The 20,457-nt window shown below is 40.6% G+C and carries 20 protein-coding genes; 17 read left to right on the top strand and 3 right to left on the bottom strand.

Annotated elements, in window-relative coordinates:
* Positions 1-446 precede the first annotated feature (446 nt).
* Positions 447-1,619 (bottom strand): substrate-binding domain-containing protein, encoded by a 1,173-nt coding sequence (locus tag HWQ23_RS19475; RefSeq protein ID WP_292831385.1) that lies wholly within the window; start codon positions 1,617-1,619, stop codon positions 447-449.
* 1,599 nt (positions 1,620-3,218) lie between these two features.
* Between HWQ23_RS19475 and HWQ23_RS19470 the strand changes: the two genes are divergently transcribed.
* The 9 genes from HWQ23_RS19470 (at position 3,219) to HWQ23_RS19430 (ending at position 13,612) form a co-directional block, all read left to right on the top strand.
* Complete coding sequence (locus HWQ23_RS19470; protein ID WP_292831382.1) at positions 3,219-3,839, top strand: hypothetical protein; 621 nt, start codon at positions 3,219-3,221, stop codon at positions 3,837-3,839.
* 14 nt (positions 3,840-3,853) lie between these two features.
* Positions 3,854-4,225 carry a hypothetical protein gene (locus HWQ23_RS19465; RefSeq protein ID WP_292831379.1) on the top strand — a complete coding sequence of 124 codons (372 nt, stop codon included), beginning with the start codon at positions 3,854-3,856 and terminating at the stop codon, positions 4,223-4,225.
* Positions 4,179-6,926, top strand: coding sequence for a hypothetical protein (locus HWQ23_RS19460; protein WP_292831376.1), 2,748 nt, complete (start codon positions 4,179-4,181; stop codon positions 6,924-6,926). The genes HWQ23_RS19465 and HWQ23_RS19460 overlap by 47 nt, the downstream gene beginning before the upstream one ends.
* A 110-nt stretch (positions 6,927-7,036) precedes the next feature.
* Entirely contained in the window at positions 7,037-7,891 is an 855-nt protein-coding gene (locus HWQ23_RS19455) for a hypothetical protein (protein WP_292831373.1), read from the top strand.
* A 529-nt stretch (positions 7,892-8,420) separates the two neighbouring features.
* Complete coding sequence (locus HWQ23_RS19450; protein ID WP_292831370.1) at positions 8,421-9,482, top strand: hypothetical protein; 1,062 nt, start codon at positions 8,421-8,423, stop codon at positions 9,480-9,482.
* 240 nt (positions 9,483-9,722) lie between these two features.
* On the top strand, positions 9,723-10,547 hold the full coding sequence (locus HWQ23_RS19445) for a hypothetical protein (RefSeq protein ID WP_292831367.1): 825 nt from the start codon (positions 9,723-9,725) through the stop codon (positions 10,545-10,547).
* A 46-nt stretch (positions 10,548-10,593) separates the two neighbouring features.
* Complete coding sequence (locus HWQ23_RS19440) at positions 10,594-11,298, top strand: hypothetical protein (RefSeq protein ID WP_292831364.1); 705 nt, start codon at positions 10,594-10,596, stop codon at positions 11,296-11,298.
* The gene (locus HWQ23_RS19435; RefSeq protein WP_292831362.1) at positions 11,295-12,926 is read left to right on the top strand and encodes a hypothetical protein; all 1,632 of its coding nucleotides are present in this window, start codon (positions 11,295-11,297) and stop codon (positions 12,924-12,926) included. The genes HWQ23_RS19440 and HWQ23_RS19435 overlap by 4 nt, the downstream gene beginning before the upstream one ends.
* 116 nt (positions 12,927-13,042) lie before the next feature.
* A complete protein-coding gene (locus HWQ23_RS19430) occupies positions 13,043-13,612 on the top strand; it encodes a hypothetical protein (protein WP_292831359.1) in 570 nt (189 codons plus the stop codon).
* Positions 13,613-13,811: 199 nt separating this feature from the next.
* Here HWQ23_RS19430 and HWQ23_RS19425 read toward each other — a convergent pair whose 3' ends face one another.
* Both HWQ23_RS19425 and HWQ23_RS19420 read right to left on the bottom strand, forming a co-directional pair.
* A complete protein-coding gene (locus HWQ23_RS19425) occupies positions 13,812-14,084 on the bottom strand; it encodes a GlsB/YeaQ/YmgE family stress response membrane protein (protein ID WP_292831357.1) in 273 nt (90 codons plus the stop codon).
* Between the two features lie 328 nt (positions 14,085-14,412).
* Positions 14,413-14,679, bottom strand: coding sequence for a hypothetical protein (locus tag HWQ23_RS19420; RefSeq protein ID WP_292831355.1), 267 nt, complete (start codon positions 14,677-14,679; stop codon positions 14,413-14,415).
* 250 nt (positions 14,680-14,929) lie between these two features.
* On the opposite strand from HWQ23_RS19420, the gene HWQ23_RS19415 reads away from it, so the two are divergent.
* From HWQ23_RS19415 to HWQ23_RS19380, 8 genes are all read left to right on the top strand, one after another.
* The gene (locus tag HWQ23_RS19415) at positions 14,930-15,562 is read left to right on the top strand and encodes a bifunctional 4-hydroxy-2-oxoglutarate aldolase/2-dehydro-3-deoxy-phosphogluconate aldolase (RefSeq protein WP_292831353.1); all 633 of its coding nucleotides are present in this window, start codon (positions 14,930-14,932) and stop codon (positions 15,560-15,562) included.
* 113 nt (positions 15,563-15,675) lie between these two features.
* Complete coding sequence (locus tag HWQ23_RS19410; RefSeq protein ID WP_292831351.1) at positions 15,676-16,191, top strand: L,D-transpeptidase; 516 nt, start codon at positions 15,676-15,678, stop codon at positions 16,189-16,191.
* A gap of 498 nt (positions 16,192-16,689) precedes the next feature.
* Entirely contained in the window at positions 16,690-17,229 is a 540-nt protein-coding gene (locus HWQ23_RS19405) for a L,D-transpeptidase (RefSeq protein WP_292831348.1), read from the top strand.
* A gap of 174 nt (positions 17,230-17,403) precedes the next feature.
* On the top strand, positions 17,404-18,678 hold the full coding sequence (locus HWQ23_RS19400) for an RNA-guided endonuclease InsQ/TnpB family protein (RefSeq protein WP_334889286.1): 1,275 nt from the start codon (positions 17,404-17,406) through the stop codon (positions 18,676-18,678).
* Positions 18,679-18,686: 8 nt separating this feature from the next.
* Entirely contained in the window at positions 18,687-18,872 is a 186-nt protein-coding gene (locus tag HWQ23_RS19395; protein WP_375466651.1) for a hypothetical protein, read from the top strand.
* A gap of 81 nt (positions 18,873-18,953) precedes the next feature.
* Entirely contained in the window at positions 18,954-19,517 is a 564-nt protein-coding gene (locus HWQ23_RS19390) for a Uma2 family endonuclease (protein ID WP_292831345.1), read from the top strand.
* A 115-nt stretch (positions 19,518-19,632) separates the two neighbouring features.
* On the top strand, positions 19,633-19,920 hold the full coding sequence (locus HWQ23_RS19385; RefSeq protein WP_292831342.1) for a type II toxin-antitoxin system prevent-host-death family antitoxin: 288 nt from the start codon (positions 19,633-19,635) through the stop codon (positions 19,918-19,920).
* A complete protein-coding gene (locus HWQ23_RS19380) occupies positions 19,895-20,182 on the top strand; it encodes a PIN domain-containing protein (RefSeq protein ID WP_292831339.1) in 288 nt (95 codons plus the stop codon). Before HWQ23_RS19385 ends, HWQ23_RS19380 begins: the two co-directional genes overlap by 26 nt.
* Positions 20,183-20,457: the final 275 nt, after the last annotated feature.

Raw genomic sequence — 20,457 nt, 5'->3', positions numbered from 1 at the left:
GTAGGCACTGTTTACCATTCATTCGCCCAGCCGAAGAAGAGAAGAGGCTACGCTATCAATACGGTTCGGATAAGGTTTTTTGATGATACGCCGCTAATCGCAAAGACGCGATAAATCGCCGTCTTTACAATAATCAGTCCAATGCAAGAGACGGCGATTTATCGCGTCTCTTGTCTTAACCGAACCGTATTAGCTGTGCTATCGCTTTTACCAAACCGTGAAATAGGGCGTTGCTGATTAAGAGTATGAATTTTGTTTCGCGTAAATGGGCAAAAACAAAGGTTCCAAGGGTTTAACTTGGAAATTTCATACTTAAATTCAACAACGCCCCTGATAGATATTAAAGTCTGCAAACAGAATTAACAGCTATTCTTCCACAGGCTGCTAGGTCAATTTATAAACCTAATTGCAAGGAGAAGAATCTAAAAAAGTATTTACGCAACTATTTAGAACACACCTCTAGATGCAGTTTTAATGCTAGCGGGAAGAGGAGCATATCCCAGAGAAGTAGCTTTGGCATCCCCAGCTGATCCGAAAGCCGAGGTGATGAAGGTTTTAAAAGCATTTACTATCGTAGCATCTGAGTAAAAGAGCAAATAACTTGCTGTGGAAATTGGATAAGCTCCTGCACGGGTTGGATCGTTCAAATTATCAATTCTAACCAGCTTATTATTAGTACCGTATTTTACGATAGTCCCACCGAGAAGAGCGTCTGTAATTGCAGCTGTTGAGGGAGCAATGTAGTTACCTGCCTTGTTACGTAAGACTGCGGCAGGTAGATTTTTACTTAAGCGCGTAGCACTATCCACATAACCAATTGCACCACGAGTACTCGCGATCGCAGTGGCTACACCACCACCACCACTAGCGGCAATGAAAGTGCTTGGCCAACTAACAGTTGTACCCGCTCCTCTATTCCATACATTAGCTGCTGGAATACCTGTAGTCGCAGCAGGCTTACACGCAGTATTGAGATGACTGGTTAAAACAAAAGTGCTACCACTTGAGTCACTACGACGTACAACTTTGATGGGTACATTAAGTGCTATTTGGCGGCCGTTATCTGTACTAATGCTGGGAGCGTTCCAATTTGTGATGCTACCGTTCAAAATACCACAGTAGCTAGCTCGTGAAAGCTTAATTCCACCTGCTGGTACAGTAAGACCAGCACTGTTATAAGCTAATGTGATTCCGACACCAATCACAGGCACTTGGACGTAACCACGACCGCCACGAACTGTTTGTGTTGCTGCTACGGGGTCGTCACTAGCTGCAAAAGAGATTGGGCTAGGAGTACCAGATGGTGCGGTTTGAGTGAAAAAAGCTGTTAACCCTGCGCCACTACCAACTGGAGAATATGTGAATGTGAAGCCCGGAGCGACTGTTTTTAGACCTGCAAGCAAAGCATTTACAGTGCTTGCACCTGCACCATTACCTAGTGAGGTCTGAGCTAGAGATTTCTGAGTAGCAGATTGAGCTACTACTAAACCAATTGTGATGGCAAATACAGTAATTGAACTTGCCAAATTGGTCAATTGACGATTAGGATAAAAAGCCATGTCAAGCTCCTTCAAATTATTTTCCGGTTCAACACCTATAAAATCAAAATCAATTGTCAAACTGGCGATTATAAATAACCTTCTATAAACACAGCAGATTGGCATTAAAAAGGTTATTGATCAATCAATAGTTTGCACAAAACACTGAAGAATCTAGAGCAAATCAAAGGCAAGCTTTTAAATATGTAGAGGGCGTTAAGCTATTGCTATTCCACCCGATTACATAATTGTTTGCTAGTTAAAAACTATAGATTTCCTAAGTAAGTTTGTAGAAATAAACATTCCGTGGCTTTAGGATAAGGGAGTGGTTACTAGGTACTATGAATCATGCCTCAATTCCCATTCTCAGTCTCTTATTCCGCTTTAAAAAGCCATGTTTAACTTTACCCACTTACTTATTTGGGATGGCAATCTTATCTGAATTATGAAAATCACTTTCTCTAATGTAGACGTGCCGCAGTTTGCCACAAGCTACCGCTAAGGTGCGAAGTAAAGAAAGTCAGGATTTCACGAATCTTTTAGGAATGCTATAGCTAATAACTGTTAAAAGTTGCCAACGAAATCAACAGTATAATGCTAAGGTAAAGCTCAAGTCATGATTACATTATGGAATGATTAAAAAACTTAAATATATTTTTGGAGTTTAGGGTGTTTAAAAAGTGGTTTTTGTAGCGTTTTTTTTCAATTCGTCAGAGGAAAATCTAAAAGTTCCGCTTATATATGGTTTTGCTTATTAAGCTTTTTTTAGACCTTTTAATAAGTAATTAATAGAGTTTAGGCAGTTTACAAATTAGTCAGCGTGTGTATTAACGAAAACACGTTGTTTCAGCATTTTACCAACCATGCTTTTATTAGTTGCTTCGGCGTAGCCCAACCTAAGCGTCGCAAAAAAATAGCTGAAAATGTCGTTATAATACCAGAAATATTTACTAATATTTGGTATTTTATGTCAATCAGGAAATTTTGGTATCATTTATGACAATTAACCAATCGATGAAAAAGAGGGGGAAGGGGGAAAGTGATTTAATGCCTATACCCTTTTCCTTTTCCCCATCTCCGGTAAACATTCGGAATATTTAGGTAAAAGGATAAAGCGTGGTATATTTCCTGCTATGGACGGTAGATTGATTAACGCGGATATGGATGGTAGTGCTAACATGATCTGCAAAAGTATTCCCAAAAGCCTTTGTAGATGGGATACTGTAGCCACTGAGTTGCAAACTTCCCCAAAGTTGTAGCAAATTTTGTAGTGATTTGTAGTACCTTAGGTAAAGATAACATCTTACAAAAGGGTTGGTTGGAGGAATAAAATGTTTTCTATACAACTTGTAACTATGCTGCCAAGAATTGTCTCGCGTTTCTAGCGAATTCTCCAACCTTTAATTAAGGCAAAATCGCTGGGATAGAAAAAGTTTAGGAGGACTGTAGCAGTTCTGGTTTAAAGCTCGAAACCTAGTTTCTCAAACTACGCATACTTACCCTTTAAACCAAATTTAATATTTTATTAACTTAACTTCATAAAAGTTTATATAGAATGTAAAACCTTACTGTGAACTTCATAACTTTCATTAAAAATGAATGTTAAATCATGTTAAATTGTAAAATACTGTAAAATTTTAGACAACCAATACTCATAGTACACCATAGGAAAATTAGAAAATGTCTAGACAAAGTTCTCACGAGAGAAACTTTTTCAAAGCTTTAACTGGTAGTGCAGTCAAAATATCTCATAAGTTAAGACTGGGACTGGAATCCGGCCTGATTATTCTGGTTGAGTCTGTACCTTTTTTGATTGCTTGTGCCGTACTTGTAAGTGTTATCAGCCTAAAAAGTCCTATCCTGCTTTTTTGTTTACTAGTTGGTAGTTTAATTACACTTATCACCCAGCAAATTGGGGAGCAGGTGAATTTACCAAGGCGATCGCTAGTATTATTACAAATTTTAGCAGCAGCGATCATTCTGAGTTTATATTGGTTAGACTGTTTTGCAGCCCCCGCACAAGCACAGTTTTTTGGGGAAGCTGAAAAGTTTTTCAGAAGAACCTTGCAAAGTGGTACAGGAGCAAATGCTGGTGGTGGCGACGCAGCAGTAAGTTTAATATTTAACGTGTTGCGGGCAATTTACTTACTGTATATTGCAATCTCTCTGGTTGGTGTGATTAACGCAGTGCGTAAAGATGAAGATTGGCAAAGTATTGCCAGAACTCCCCTATTAGTGATTGTTGCTGTTACCATTGCTGATGTACTCACACGCTTTGTAATTGGCGATAACAGTAAATAATTCAGATATTTAAAATGTCTCAAGAGCGGGAACAAGAATTTCGTCCAGTCAATCAGGTTCTGGGAAGCCAACCTTCATTAGGGCCAATTCCGGCCGATCAAATTCTTCCTTGGACGGTAATCGCCTTAGCCTCATACTTTATTATCAATGGGATTTTTGGTGGTATTTTTCAAGAAGAGTTTCAAAAATGGTTGTGGACAGTACTAATTACTGGTTGGGGAATCGGAACTTGGTGGATTTTAACTGGTGGTAGGAGTTGGAGCTTTTTAAGTAAATTTATTGGCGTTCCCGCTTGGACAAGAGGCTTTGCTCGTTATCAAAGCTTATTAGAAGTTAACCATGAAGCAAAAAATCGGAAAACAAAGCGTCGGCGTCGCCGGAAATGAAAGTAGATTAACACCATTTGAAGATGCCTTACACTTGGCAACAATGCTACGTGTCGCAATGAATGGACGTGATATTGGCGCTTACCTTTTGACAAAAGGCACTCAAAAAGATCGCTTCTGCTTTGTTTTTGGTTTTGACTGTAAGGGAATTCATACCACCTTAAGACCTGAACAAATCGATACACTTTTTAATAATATTGAAGCCGGATTGAAAGACATCCCTAGCGGTGAAAGAATGACACTGCATTTGGGATCTTTTAGTTCAGACAAAGAGCGCCAAAAAGAATTAGCATCATTAATAAAAAATACGCCATCACGAGACATAAAATATTTGTTGATGGCGGAAAGAGCTAGAGTAAAAGAACTGACGATTTCTGGTATTCGTAAGCCAAAATTTTTGCGGATTTATGTCACTTACACCATTGAATCCAACTCCAAAAATGCAGATGATTGGATAGAGAAGCTTTTAGTCAGGGCTGAATCATGGTGGTTGAAATTCAAAGGTGAACTCTCAGATGTAGAAAACCAGCGCATTGAAACCCTGATCACAAATGCTTACAAACAGGGTTTTCTGCGTTGGGAACAAATTTTATCTAACCAAATGGGATTGGATGTCAAGCCTTTGAAAGCTGAGGAACTCTGGGAGGAAATCTGGAGAAGGTTTAATGATACAGATCCAATAGATATTCCCCAGTTAATGACTTTAGATGAACAAGGACTGCACGAGGAAGTTAATTCAGATCTAGCTAGTACTAAATTGCTTATAGACAATATCCACGGCACAACTTTGCTGATGGAGTCTAGCGTACCTTGTGCCGATCGCCGCTGGGTTAATGTTAACAATCGTTATATTGGCGCACTGTCATTTCTCGAAAAACCCGGAGGTTGGTCAAATAAATCTACCCAACTGCGCTATTTATGGGAACTGTTGGCCAGAGAAAGAGTAGTAGATACAGAGATTTTTTGTGAATTGACTGCTGCAAATCCAGCCGTGGTGAAAACTACCTTGCAACGAGTGCTGAAGCAGTCAAACATGACGACAATTATGGCTCAGGAAAAAAGTAAAACTATTGATGTCAACGCTCAATTAAAGTTGAAGAAATCGGTAGCAGCACAAGAACAATTATATGAAGGTGCAGTCCCGATTTATACGAGTGTCGTCATTTTGGTACATCGTCCAACTGTAGAGCAATTAGATGAGGCAACAAGATATATTGAAAACTGTTTTCAACGTCCAGCAAGAGTAATTAGAGAAAGTGAGTACGCCTGGAAAATTTGGCTACAAACTCTACCGATAGTTTGGGAAGGTTTGTTAGCAACACCCTTCAACCGTCGCCAGCTATATTTAACAAGTGAAGTTCCCGGATTAATGCCTTTAGTTTTAACTAAAAGAGGTGATAAAGAAGGCTTTGAGTTGATTGCAGAAGAAGGCGGGACACCCGTACATTTAGATTTATTTAATCAACACAAAAATTTAGCTTTGTTTGCCACAACTCGTGCTGGTAAATCGGTGTTGGTATCAGGGATTTTAACTCAGGCTTTGGCGCATGGTATTCCTGTTGTGGCGTTAGATTTCCCCAAACCTGATGGTACATCTACTTTCACTGACTATACAGAGTTTATGGAGGCAAATGGAGCCTATTTTGATATCTCCAAACAATCGAATAACTTATTTGAACAGCCAGATTTACGATCACTAGATCCAGAACAACAGCGCGATCGCTTTAACGATTATACCGCCTTCCTAGAATCAGCTTTAATGACAATGGTTTTAGGATCATCCACTGAAAGTCAAATTTTATCGCAAACCGTGCGATCGCTGCTCAACTTAGCATTAGAAGCTTTCTTTACTGATGAGGGCATAAAAGAGCGATATCGACAGGCGATGGCGGGAGGATTTGGCACTCTTGCTTGGCAGAAAACTCCTACCTTAAAAGATTTTCTGTTTTTCTGTTCACCAGAACACTTGCAGCTAAGTTCTTTAGCTGGGAGAGTAGAAGACGCTCTGAGTCAAATTCAGTTACGCTTGCGGTTTTGGCTTTCTAGTCGTGTGGGACAAGCGATTTCTGCACCATCCAGCTTTCCTACCGATGCACAACTTTTAGTTTTTGCGCTCAGAAACCTATCAGATAGCGAAGATGCAGCCGTACTATCCTTGAGTGCTTATTCAGCAGCACTACGACGCGCACTCAGCAGCCCAGCTTCCATATTCTTTATTGACGAAGCACCAATTCTATTTGAATTTGAGCAAATTTCTGACTTAGTTGGCAGAATTTGTGCCAACGGTGCTAAAGCCGGCATTAGAGTCATCTTATCAGGACAAGATCCTGATACTATTGCCAAATCTAAAGCTGCATCTAAAATTTTGCAAAACCTGACAACACGATTGATTGGACGCATTCAGCCAGTTGCAGTTGATAGTTTTGCAGACATCTTGAAATATCCCCGCCAAGTTATTTCTCGTAATGCCTCAGAAAGCTTTTTTCCCCGCAAAGAAGGCATTTATAGCCAATGGCTGCTAGATGATAATGGGATTTATACATTTTGCCGTTACTATCCAGGTTACGAACAATTAGCAGCAGTTGCGAATAATCCCTCTGAACAAACTGCACGTAGCAAAATGATGCAACTGCACAGCAATAAATATGAAGCAATTTCTGCATTTGCACGTCAGTTAGTGGCTAATTTACGTAGTAGTTAATCGGGTTATGTCAGCAGTTAACAGTGATTCAAAAAGTTAGAAATCATAGTTAAAAAGTTAAATTTCGGACTCACTACTTAATTTCGTCTAGCTTTTTCAGGCACAAATGTATGCAAAAAACTACCATTTTGACTTTTACGTTACTATCCCTAGCAATCCTACCAGCAATGGCACAAGTTCAACTGGGATCGGGTTTAGGCGAGGTTTGGACTAATTTTAAATCATATTCCGCAGAGATGGGAAAATACTTTCAAGATAATCTGAGCGAGAACTTAAAGCCTGTAGAAACATACAGTCAAAATGCTCTTGAGAGTTCCAAGGGAAATACAGAATTGAAGATACCTAACCCCGTCGATGCGGGACAAAGGGTTCGTGATAGCATTATCAACGAATCTTATCGTTCAGAATCTAAAGCAAGCCGCTTTGAAAATAATGCAGCAGTACGGGCAAATGGAGTTAGAAATGAAGTCTCTCGTTTTATTACTCGTGGATCAGCGGAAGCTATTCTTGGTAAAGATGGACAAAATCGGACACAAGTAAAGTTAGAAAATACTGAAAGCACATTAAAAAGTATTAGCGATATGAGCGACCAGGCAGAGGTAGGGAGCCAAGGATTTATTGAGAAAGCTCGCAGTTTAATTCCTACAAATGTTTCTAATGGAGCTGCTACTGCTGGAGATATTGCAACTACTGGTGCTATTTCGGCTTTAACACAATTAATAGGTGCTACTCAATTGGAAAGCATTAAGATTCAACAGGCACAATCACAAATTGTTGGTGAAACATTTGCTCAGACAATACAAACAAATCAGTCTTTACAATATTCTAATTTAAATTTAGCAAACATTTCTCAGCAGACAGAAGAGGCGAATCGCGCTCGGAGAGTAGATACATCTACAGAAGCGGCGCGACTTTTACGAGCTACTTCTCAACTAGATTTGTTTGGCAGAAAAGTTGTGAAGTAGGATTTTAGGATAAAAAAACTCTAATTTTCCAGACAAATTTTAAAATCCTTAAGAGGTTGTTTGAAAAGTGGTTGCCTGTGATTTGAGGGACTTATTGATCCCCCCTAGCCCTTCTTAAAAAGGCTACCGTGTACACACAAGTCGAATTACCCCCCTTAATCCCCCCGATATATTGGGGGGAAACAATAAATCTAGTTCCCTCCCCTTTATAAGGGGAGGGTTAGGGTGGGGTAAAACCTTGGTTAATCACCTATTTCAGACTTGTGTGTACACCGTAGCCTTAAAAAGGGGGGAACCGGAATCAAAGTCCCCCTTAAAAAGGGTGATTTCGAGGGATCTAGAATGTTTTGCTACCGACAAGAGGACTTTTAAAACATTCTCTAAACTTCTGACAAACCAACAAGAAGTCTAAAAAACAGTTTGGTAAGGTGCGTTACGCTGTCGCTAACCCACCGAAAGCATCCGGGATGGTGCGTTACGTTCCTAACGCACCCTACGAAATCTAAAAAAAACAGCCCATCAACTCAAAATGCAACTTGCTATTCAACTAATTTTTGCCCAAGTAGGCCGCCAAGTAGGGATTGATGACGTTCTCGATAATGGTGCGGCAACTTCCCAAAGTATTGCCCAAGGTTGGGACAAACAATGGCTAGATTTATTACAAAACAATACCAGTAATAACTTATATGGAGCGCTGACAAATTTGGGTATTTTTTTTGCCGTAGGAACCCTGTTATTTTTTATGATACAATTCCTCAAAGACTTAATATCCTACGAATATACCCGTCCCATATCAGCTTTAATTTGGCCTTTTGTGGTGGTGATTCTCTTAAATAATTCAGGGAAGGGAAGTATCCTTTCTAATCTGACACTGGGATTACGGGGTTTTTTAAACAATGTGAATCAGGAAGTAGTGGTATCAGCAGATGCGGGTAAAATGTACCAACAAGCACTGAATATGAGTATTGCAGAAGAAGTAACTGGTTCTTTTCTGCGTCCTTGCCAATCGCTAACTGGCACTCAACAAAGTCAATGCTTTGTCCAAGCTGCCGATAAAATCAACATTCTCTTGCAGAAATATAGAGATACATACGGAAAGAGAATTTGGATAAATAGGCTACAAACTAAAGTAGATGATATTAGATATGACAAAGGCTTTGTATCAGAAACCTCATTTAATTCTTTGTTAGGTTCTACAGTCCAAACAAGCATCAAAAACTTTTTAGTTTCCTTGCAATATGCCTTTCAGAATCTCATAGAAGCTACTATGTTGCTGATAGCACTTTTAGCCCCAATAGCTGTAGGTGGGTCTTTACTGCCTGTAGCTGGTAAGCCAATTTTTGCATGGCTGACCGGATTTTTATCTATTGGAATCGCCAAGATTTCATTCAATATTATTGCTGTGCTGACTGCCGCAGTTATTGTAAATGGGCCAGGTCAAAATGCTAGTGCTGATCCAGACTTAATGTGGTTCATAATTTTTCTGGGAATTTTAGCACCAATTTTATCGCTACTTGTGGCTGCTGCTGGCGGTTTTGCAGTCTTCAGTGGGATCAGCAATACGGCTTCTTTAGTAAGGGAGAGAATATAAATTCAAAATTCAAAATTCAAAATGAATAAACTCAATTTTGGCAAGTGTCCTGACTGCTGAATTATATGCAAATCGTAATTAATATAAGACCTCTTGCAAAAGTCCCTAGCACCCCACCCCCAACCCCTAAGAGCAAGCGGGGAGGGGAGACAAAGCGTAGCTTTGGCGGGGTGGGGTTCTTATTTTTGATTTCCGCAAGAGGTCTATTAGCTGAAGTTTTTTGCAGGAGAAGATGAGTAAATGGTGCGTTTACTGGAAAAAAGACAAAGAACAGCAAGTGTTTTGACAATTTTTGCGATCGCTAGCTTCAGTTTACATATATTAGTTTTACTTTTATTCTTATTCCAAGGGATAAATATTCGCCAACTCAGTGTGAGAAAATCTCCCAACTTTGTGCAATTAATCGATGGTAAACCAGTAGCTAATATTGATGATTTAGCAAGAGAACCAGAAGCAATTCGCCAATTCATCAGCAAAACGATGATATCAATGTTTAGCTGGTCTGGAACCTTACCACCACAAACTATCGAAGAAGTCGCAAACCCCAAAGCAGATTTAGGAATTCTGATTCAAACACCTCAAGGGAGTAGCCAAAAAATTAGTACCACCAGTTGGATAGCTAGTTTTGCCTTATCAGAAGACTTTCGCAAAGGTTTCTTAAGCACAGTTGCAGAAATGACACCGCCAGAAGTTTTCTCTGAAAATACCAGCCAAGTTATGACATCACAATTAGTTATTAAGCGGGTTTATCCGCCAAAACAAATTGCACCAGGTAAGTGGCGAGTCGGTATGGTAGCCGACTTAATTCAAAAAAACCGAGTAGGTGGTGCAAAACTCATAACTCCTTTTAACAAAGATTTCCTTGTACGTGCAGCAGATTATTTCGGTAATCCCCAAGCTGACAATGGTACAGACCTGCAAAAAGCAATTTATAGTGTCCGCGCTGATAGATTAGAAATTTATGAAATCCGTAACTTATGTTTGCTAGATAACTACAGTAACCTTAACCAAGATAGATTAAAGCAATGCGGATCTGGACAAACATCTGATAGCTTTATAAGATAATCGATTTCTAATTCACTGGCTCATAGTTCAATTTATATAATTATTAATGCAATTACTCCAACCAGAAAATAGGAAAAATAGCCCCTTACCACTGTTAGTAGTAGGAACATTTGGGTTACATCTATTTACCTTGCTTTTACTAATATTTAACGGGTCTATGTTACAACAGTTAAGTAGGCAACTCACACCTCAAAGCTTAGTGCAACTTGTTGATGGTCGCACTATAACCGTAGACCCCCAGCCAAATTTAGAGCGACAGCCAGAGGCTATTCGCCGCTTTGTGGGTGAAACTATGAGCTTAATGCTTACCTGGTCACAACAACAGCCGCCAACACAAGTCTGGGAAATTACCTCCCAACTGGTAGCTGATGATTTTAAACAAAAACTTAAGTCAGAAGTTACTAACTTAAATCCAGATAGTCAATTTGAAAATGTTAATAGAGGAGCGGAGAATGTATTAGTAATCCAAAAAATTTCTCAACCTACACAAATAGGCGATGGAAAGTGGAAAGTGGATATGGTTGCCAATCAATTAGTTTTTAGCAGTTCTGATAAGTTGGGAAAATCAGTTTCCTTTAATAAACAAATTTTAGTTAGAGCAATAGATCAACCAGCACCTTCACTACCAAATGCAGCACTACCGTTGCACTTCGCAGCTTACCGCCTTGGTGAAGCCAGACTAGAAATTTATAATGTATGTGAAATCCAAGATCAAAATTGTTCTGTAAATCCAACCAAAGCTCTACCATGACTAGATACTCAATTCCTACGGAAACGCCTCCCCCAAATGGATTTACCCTAAGCAGCGACGATGGCCAACCAAAAGTAGAATCTTTAGATTGGGAATCACACATGTCAAGGTTGGTCGGCTTTGAAGAAGAATCTTCTACTGATATCCCAGGATCAGAAGACTCTGTAACGGCGCAAGAGTTTCTTTCTCAACCACGAGAAGTTCAGACTAAGCAAGCCTTCTCATCTAATCCCTTTGCAAAGTTAGCTTTGGTAGGGGCTGCTACCTTGGTGATAGTTTTGGTCGGTGGTGTGTTTTTGTCCAAGTTGATGACTACCAGCAGTCAAAAGCCAAAAAATATTGTTTCTCCAGAAGCGCGATCGCAGCCCACTAATGAATCTAGCTCTCAACAGCTAGGGGCTGAAGTAGATAGTCTGAAAACGAAATTAGCCCTGAGTGAACAAGCACAGTTGGTAAAAGCCGCCCAACAACAGCTTAGAATTGCCAAATCAACGCCGACAGTAGCCTTACAACAACCCTCAGTTTCTTCCAGAGCGAAACAGGAAGTGATACCAACACCCGCACCAACAGTTTACGTACCTCGGCCAGTAACAGTTGAGCGCATCGTTAAAGTACCTGCTTCTCAACCTTCTACATCACCCCAGCTACCAGTTGTCAAGCCAAGCACTCAACCGCTAGTCAATATAACTCCACCATCTCCACCAAGCCCACTTCAAGAGTGGGCAAGGTTAGCAAAGTTAGGTAGCTACGGTCAAGTAAATGCTACCAATCAAGCTATCGCAGCTGCTCCTGAACCTGTAAACAATCCGCAGGCGCAGGCACAGGAACAGACACCGAACCCCAATCCTGCTCCTGCGGTGAGCCAAGCGCAACCGCAGGGACAGAAAACCGTACCAGTTGGGAGTAGTGCTAAAGCTGTATTGGCGACAGCGATATTTGGGGAAACTACTACTAAATCAGGCGGTGGTGATGAAGCAGGCGAAGGGAAAAACGTATTTGTGATCCGATTGAAAGAAGCGCTAAAATCTACGGATGGTGCGATCGCTGTACCTGCAAACACCGAATTTCTAGCTGAAATTCGTTCCCTTTCCGAACAGGGTCTTTTGCAGATGAACGTAGTCAAAGTTATCTCGAAAAATGATGGCAACCTTACAGAACAAAGTTTACCCAATAATGCAATTATTATTCGCGCTACCCAAGGTAAACCTTTAATCGCAAATAAATTTCCCAGTCAAAGTTCGTCTATAGCATCAATGGATGCAGGACTATTCGTTTTGGGAGGTATTGGTAAAGCAGCAGAGTTAGTAAATCGCGCTGATACTAAACTCCTGCCTTTATATGGCGGCACCAACGTCGCTAATATCGATGGCGAGAACACTCCCAATCCCAACACTGCCAACACTCCCAACAACGGCAACAACGGCATCATTACTGGTTATGCTACTATCACTGAGAACAGACGCAACCTTGGAGCTGCGGTTCTGGAAGGTGGTATGAACTCTGTAGTACCCCAAATTGCCCAACGTAATCAACAGGCGATCGCTCAAATGTCACAACAAACTGGTGTTTGGTTTTTGCCAGCAGGCACAAATGTTGAAATATACGTTAATCAACCAACCCAGCTTTAGGAGATAGGATTTATACCAATTTTATATTTTGGATTGGGTAATGGTAATTGGTAATTAGTTTTTTCCATCTTTCCCATCTCCCCTTGTTCTCTCTACCAATCTACCCATTTGCAACCATGAAAAATAATACTAACTTGTCAGGAAATACCCCACATAATTCTTATTTCCTACCTATAGCTTCCTTAATTTTCTCGGTTGCTATGTTCTTGTTAGTAGGCCGTGCTGTAGCTAATAACGCCGTTCTGCGTTCCATGTTTTCCTGCCAAGCACAGGGTTTAGGGGGACTAATACCTACAATCAAAATTTGGTATCAAGAAGGAACAAACTTAAGCTTTATTCCGGCTGGAGAAGTAATTAAAAAAGTTTGGTTAAACGATCCATCACAGGTAACTATAGATTTTGATGGCCCCGTATGTATGCAGTTTGGTGAACAAGCTAATAGTAGTGGAGGAGATTGTAAAAATTCCGCAGCGAATGTAATTCAACTCAGACGAATTAAAAAACTGGACATTCCTGGACTTCCTCCTACTAGCAATACACTTTTAACAGTTGTTACCGAAGGGCAAGGTAAAAATAAGTTGTATACTTTTCGAGTGATATATGGAACAGATAACCCTGAGTATCACACTTTAGCAATTTTTCCCGATTCTGGTCAGGAAGGATCTTGTGTAAGAGTTTCACAATAAAATTTTTTTCCGACTTGCCGCCTTTTGTACCTATCTTTTCCATAGTTACCACTTTCCCGGAAAATAGTAACCCTTCGTAATTAAAAAAACAGCGCCAGCCTAATGACAGGCTGGCGCTATTTTTTTGATTTAATTCACAGTTAAAAATAGTTAAATGAATTTACTAAATCTTCCTCATTCATTAACCGCAATTTTGTTTTTATACAGCACCACGGCTCGTTACTAAGTTCCACACGAAAACCGCTATAATTGCACCAAGAACTGCTAGGGCAATACCTGGAATGCTAAGACTAGGAGCTGCTAGAGTTAAGGTTCCCGTACTGAAAAATACACCTAAACTACCGCCAACAAAAGCACCAATGATTCCTAGCACGATTGTTCCCAGAATTCCGCCACCTTGGTGACCGGGATAGATAGCTTTTGCGATCGCGCCAGCAATTAAACCTAAAACAATCCAAGCAATAATATTCATTGTTATTAATTCGGTAAACGTTTTTTACTTCACAAATACATATTACCAATCTTCATCTTTTGATTCCATCTACCATCAGAATTAATTATTAACATCCATAAGGAATAGTTTAATTGCAACGCCGGTTTTTCCATATATGGCTGCATTTAAGTAGATAATCAATTAAAAAAAGCTCCTAGTAGGTCTTTAACTAGGAGCTGATCAAACTATTGCTTGGTAAGTGCAGTATATGCGTTTTTAATTAGCTCTCTCCTCTACTAGAAGAATTAAGCTGAGTTTTCAAAGGCTGTCTCTAAAGTAATGTAAAGGAAGCAAAATCAGGCGATATCTACGACGGGCGTAGGGGACTATTACTGCCAATGACTCGATGGCACAGATATGGGAACAGTCTGCGGTAAGACAAATGCATACTCAGGAAAGTCAGACTCACCAAGGTCAGCAGCATAACGCCCAGAATCGTTCCATATGCCTTAGTACGCCACCAAAATCCTGCGCCTAGTCGCCCAAGCTTCCACAGGCTGCCTATATCCATCCTTTCGGAATCGTGAATGGTAATTGCTAAAGATGCTGCTGTGTTTTGTCGCGCAATTGTCATTTTAATTACTCCTTTATACCTAAACGTTGAGGCATTTAATTTTAAACTACGGTAATTCGATAGATTTTATGATGTTTACATGCAATATCTCATAACTTGATACAAGAAGCAAGTTTTAAGGGCATTGGGCACTTCTACTGAGGGTTGCCCAAAGTAGAGAAGTATTGGGCATTGGTACTGGGTATTAGTATTGAAAATTAGGTATTTACTAGCCAAGTACCAAGTTCCAAGTTCCCAATCCCCAGTGAAAATGCCCAATCAAATTTGGTTATCACAGTTGCAAAAAAATCGAGCGATCGCAGTCATCCGCGCCCCTAAAATCGAAATGGGACAGCAAATGGCAATGGCTGTAGCGTCTGGGGGAATGCAGTTAATTGAGATTACCTGGAATAGCGATCGCGCTGGGGAATTAATCAGTCAACTACGCTCAGAATTACCAGCCTGTACCATTGGTACTGGTACGCTATTCAATGTGCAACAGCTACAATCCGCGATCGCATCTGGGGCGCAATTCCTCTTCACACCCCATGTTGATCCCGCAATGATTCAGGCGGCACAAGAAAAAAATGTGCCTATTATACCAGGAGCTATGACTCCTACAGAAATTGTTACCGCCTGGAGTCAGGGCGCTAGTTGTGTAAAAGTGTTTCCTGTGCAAGCAGTGGGAGGGGCTGCTTATATCAAAAGTTTGCAAGGCCCACTGGGTGAGATTCCTTTAATTCCTACTGGTGGCGTCACTCTGGAAAATGCCAAAGAATTTTTACAAGCCGGAGCGATCGCTGTCGGTTTGAGCGGTGAGTTATTTCCCAAAAAGCTTGTCACAGAGGGAAATTGGGAAGCGATCGCATCTGGGGCAAGAAAGCTGATGCGACAGTTAACTTAACTTAGAATCAAATCCTCAAAAGTTCACGTCTATTAAAGTAATAGATAGGGAAATAAAGGTGAAAGCTGATAAGTTTCTCAAAACCTCGTGATTTGAGTGTGAGTGTATCTAAAATGAAAAGACTGATTTATCCTGAGTGGGTACGTAGCTTACAAATACTTCTCACTGGTACAGCACTGTCCTTAAGTGTTTTTACTACTACTGGAACGAGTGAAGTTTGGGCGAATTCCAAAAATGAAGTGATTGCACAAACAATCCAAACATTACAACAATCGGATCAGCGCTGGATTCAAATTAATCTTTCAAAGCAACGATTAATAGCTTGGGAAGGTGACAAAGTTGTTTATGGAAGCGCTATTTCCTCTGGCAAAAAATCTACCCCCACTCTTGTTGGTACTTTTAAGATTCAATCCAAATTCAAAACTACAAAGATGCAGGGAGAAAACTACAATGTTCCCAACGTTCCTTATGCAATGTTTTACCAAGGTAATTACGCTATTCACGGAGCTTACTGGCATAAGAGATTTGGTACTCCCGTGAGCCACGGCTGTGTGAATATAGCACCTAAACATGCTAAATGGCTATTCGACTGGGCATCAGTAGGGACACCAGTAGTTATCCAGAAATAGTAGGTGAAGCAGCCAAAAAGCAATTTAGGTAAAATCATAAATAACAACGAATCAAGACAATTAAGTGATTCCCAGCAAGATTTTATGCTGGGAGTCTTCGGAGTCGAAATTACTTAATTTCAAATAAAATAGAGAAGAGGGCATTTAACTATTTGCCCAAGAAAATAAGCGTAAATCCTGACAACTGCTATGTGAAATTACAAATGCAAATATAAATTTGGGGAAAGTTTGTATTTAGGCATTTAAATCACAGATTTTTTGTAAATATTGTCCTTTGTAATTAGTCATTAGTCATTAGTTAGAACTGATCATTTAATTAAGGACAAATGACAAATGTGCAAATTTGATGCAGATTAGCATCGGACTTGTTTTGAAAAGCATTAGCGGATGAATTGCGTAAATCCTCAATAGGAAGCGAGTAGTCGATCTGGAAATTTATAGTTTTCCAGAACATTACTTCACTTCATAATTTTTGCGTAGTTTAGAAGGTGAGGCATAATGCAATCTTGGATTCGCAGTGGTAGGATTCGTTCTTCAGGAACTTTTTGTACAGGCGTGGCGCTGATGGTGGCAACTCTATTTTCTTGGTCATCACCTTTAGCAGGTACACCCAACTTTACTACAGCAACAGCCGCGTCAGTAGATGAAAACAGCATCACTGCATTTAATATCAGGCAAACATCCCAACCTCGCTGGATTGAAATTGACCTGTCAGAGCAACGCTTACGTGCATGGGAAGGTAATAAAGTTATTCATTCATACCGCATTTCCACAGGTAAGCGAGCGACCCCCACACCCATAGGTAGATTTCGGATTAATTCTAAGTATCGCACTCACCGAATGCGAGGCAAGGACTACAACATTCCTGACGTTCCTTACACAATGTATTTCTACAGAGGCTATGCCATCCACGGTGCTTACTGGCATAACCGTTTTGGAACTCCAGTCAGCCACGGTTGCGTAAATTTACCTGTTAAGCAAGCTCGCAATCTTTACAACTGGGCTTCAACGGGAACTTTAGTAGTCGTGCGGAAATAATTTGTAATGACGCTCTTTACGCGGACTCGCTAACGTAGTTCGTAATTCGTAATTCGTAATTCGTAATTAAGAATTCCAATTACGAATTATGGTGAGGATGAATTAATCATTGCGGCAATTCTTACGGATCGTGATGCGTAAAGCCCCCGGTTGGAAACCGGGGGATATAAGCGAATGAGCCAAATTTATTTGGCTTTAAAAACAATTCGCCTGTTTTTAAGATATAATAGATATATGCTAAACCTAACTTATATCTATCGCCTAAAACTAAATCAACAACAGTCCCAAACCTATGAAGCATGGCTAGAAACATCTCGTAGGGTTTGGAATTTTGGCTTAGGAGAACGGAAAGATTGGTATAACTCTAGGTCATGCAGAATTGATGCTTGCAGTCTAAAAAGTGAGTATATCATTCCGGCTGACGCGCCCCGACCAACGTTTGCATCTCAATGCAAAGCCTTAACTCAAGCCAGGAAAACTAATCCTAACCTGAGTGCTGCACATTCTCAAATGTTGCAGCAAGTGTTAAGGCGGTTAGAAAAAGCATTTATTGGGATGTGGGAATCAGGAAGAGGCTTTCCCCGATTCAAAAAACAAGGGAGAATGCACTCTTTGTTGTTTCCACAATTAGGGGTTAATCCAATTCAAGGAAGCAAAGTTAAACTTCCTGGCGTTGGCTGGGTGAAAATGCGACTATCCCGACCTATTCCAGATGGGTTTGTGGCAAAGCAAGCCCAGGTGGTGAAAAAAGCTTCGGGGTGGTATGTGATGCTCACACTGCAAGCTAATGTTGATGTTCCAAGCTTTGCGCCACATGGACAACCTATTGGCATTGACTTAGGGCTAAAAAGTTTCTTAGCTACATCCACTGGTGAACAAATTGCTAGACCAAGATTTTTTGTCGATCTCCAACGCCAGATGAAATTGCTGCAACAAAGAGTTAGTCACAAGAAATTGGGGTCAAATAACTGGCGAAAAGCTCAACAGAAAGTGTCACGACTACATGAATACATTCACAACACTCGCGCATATTTTCATTTCAAGTTAGCACATCATTTATGTGACCAAGGTGGAATGATATTTGCCGAGGATTTGAACTTTAAAGCGTGGGCTAAAGGGATGTTTTCAAAGCATACTTTAGACGCAGGCTTTGGTGAATTTCTCTCAATCTTAGAATGGGTGTGTTGTCAGCGCGGGGTTTATTTTGCTAAGGTGAATCCCAATGGAACCAGTCAAACCTGCCCTAATTGCAACCACCACACCGGAAAGAAAGATTTAAGCGAGCGGATACATCATTGTTGTGAATGTGGATTTCAGACAGATAGAGACGTTGCAGCCGCTATGGTGGTGATGCAACGTGGTCTTGCAGCCGTAGGGCATACGGTCAAGATGCTTGGCGAGGGGTTAAGCAATAGCTCCCTTTCGACCCAAGAATCCCCCGTTTTATAAACGGGGGAGTGTCAAAGCATGATTGCCGACTAGGATGGTTAATTGATCCAACGGATCGCTCAATTTTGATTTTCCGTCCGGGCCAACAACCAGAGTTGTTGCAAAAGAGCGATCGCCTAGAAGTTTTAGAGGAGATTGACCTAGAACTAACAGTAGAGCAGGTTTTTAGTTGGCTGAAGATGGAAAATAACTAGCAAAAGAATTAGTTTAGTCTGCGGCAATGAAAGCGAGCATTTTGCTAAAGTGACAGCACATTCCATTAGGATTTAGGAGCTATGAGCTACACAACTACTCAACCTCTAACTTTGGAAGAGTTTCTGAAGTTCCCAGAAACAAAGCCTGCGAGTGAATATATTAACGGAGAGATTATTCAAAAATCAATGCCGAAAGGGAGACACAGCCGCTTACAAGGTAAACTCTGTGCTGTTGTTAATGAAGTCACAGAGAACCAGAAGATTGCCTATGCGTTTCCCGAATTACGGTGTAGTTTTGGGGAACGCTCAATTGTACCTGATGTAGCTGTATTTCAGTGGGAACGCATACCGTTCACTGTTGATAATGAAGTACCTGATAATTTTGAACTTCCACCAGACTGGACGATTGAGATTCTTTCGCCAGAACAAAAACCTAACAAAGTAATTGGCAACATTCTCTACTGTCTAAAGTATGGTAGCCGCCTTGGATGGTTTCTTGACCCTGATGATTTCAGTATTTTGGTATTTCTACCAGAGCAACAGCCAGTGCTACTCCAGGGAGAAGATTTTTTGCCTGTATTACCAGAAATTCAACTTGCGCTAACCGTCAATCAAGTTTTTGGATGGTTAAAAATGGGTGGTTAGAAATACACATTCGCCGTTACGTGTAGCCTCAGCCTAGCATCTGCGCTTTTTTTATGAGAATATAGACATTAATTATATTTATAATACACATGATTATGAATAAAAGAGGTTTTAGATGAACTGGAGAATTGCAGAAGCGAAACAGAGGTTCTCCGAACTGATTCATGCTGTCACTAGAGAACCGCAACTCATCTACAACCGAAATCAACTGGTGGCTGTTGTTGTTGAAGCTGAGATGTTTGAAGAATTTTTGACGTGGCGCAAGCAGCGCGAAAAGATTTCTCTAGCTGATGTTTTCAAAGAACTACGTCAGATAGCTGCTGAAGAAGATTATATCCTCGAAGTACCCTCCCGCCAAGACCGTCCTTATTTCGCTGATGCCATTGATGACTTTTCTCTGTGATACTAACATTATCAGCGAATTAGTAAGACTCCAACCTAACTCTGGTGTACTGAAATGGGCAGAAAGAGTTTCCTCAATAGTTCTGAGTGCAATTACCGTTGAAGAAATATTTTATAGACTGACATTCAAGCCCAACGCTAGAATTCAAATATGGTTCGAGAGCTTTTTGGAAAATAACTGCCAAGTATTACCCATCACCATTGAAATTGCCAAGCGCTCCGGTGAATTGCGAGGTCAGACAATTTTGGATTTTGGATTTTAGATTTTAGATTAAAGAATTGAAAAGAGCAATCAAATCAGGAGCAAGTCATTTAATTTTAGATTTTGCGGAAAGTTGCTCTTGCGGCTCTGCCGCGCCACTTCCTATAACTCTTGGAACCCCCCTTCGGGTTCACCAGTCGCCTACGGCGGGAAACCCTTTCGGCAGTTACTCATGGGGGAGACCCCCTCTGAGCGACTGCCTCACTACAGCGCTGGATTCACCGCAACGGAGTGGCTTGACTTGAGCAAACTTTCCAAGACGGATTAAAGAATTAT

Source organism: Nostoc sp. JL33, assembly GCF_017114985.1.
In the GTDB taxonomy this organism is placed as follows: domain Bacteria; phylum Cyanobacteriota; class Cyanobacteriia; order Cyanobacteriales; family Nostocaceae; genus Nostoc.
The sequence above is the reverse complement of the archived record's forward strand: the minus strand, read 5'-3'. Positions and strand labels throughout refer to the sequence as shown.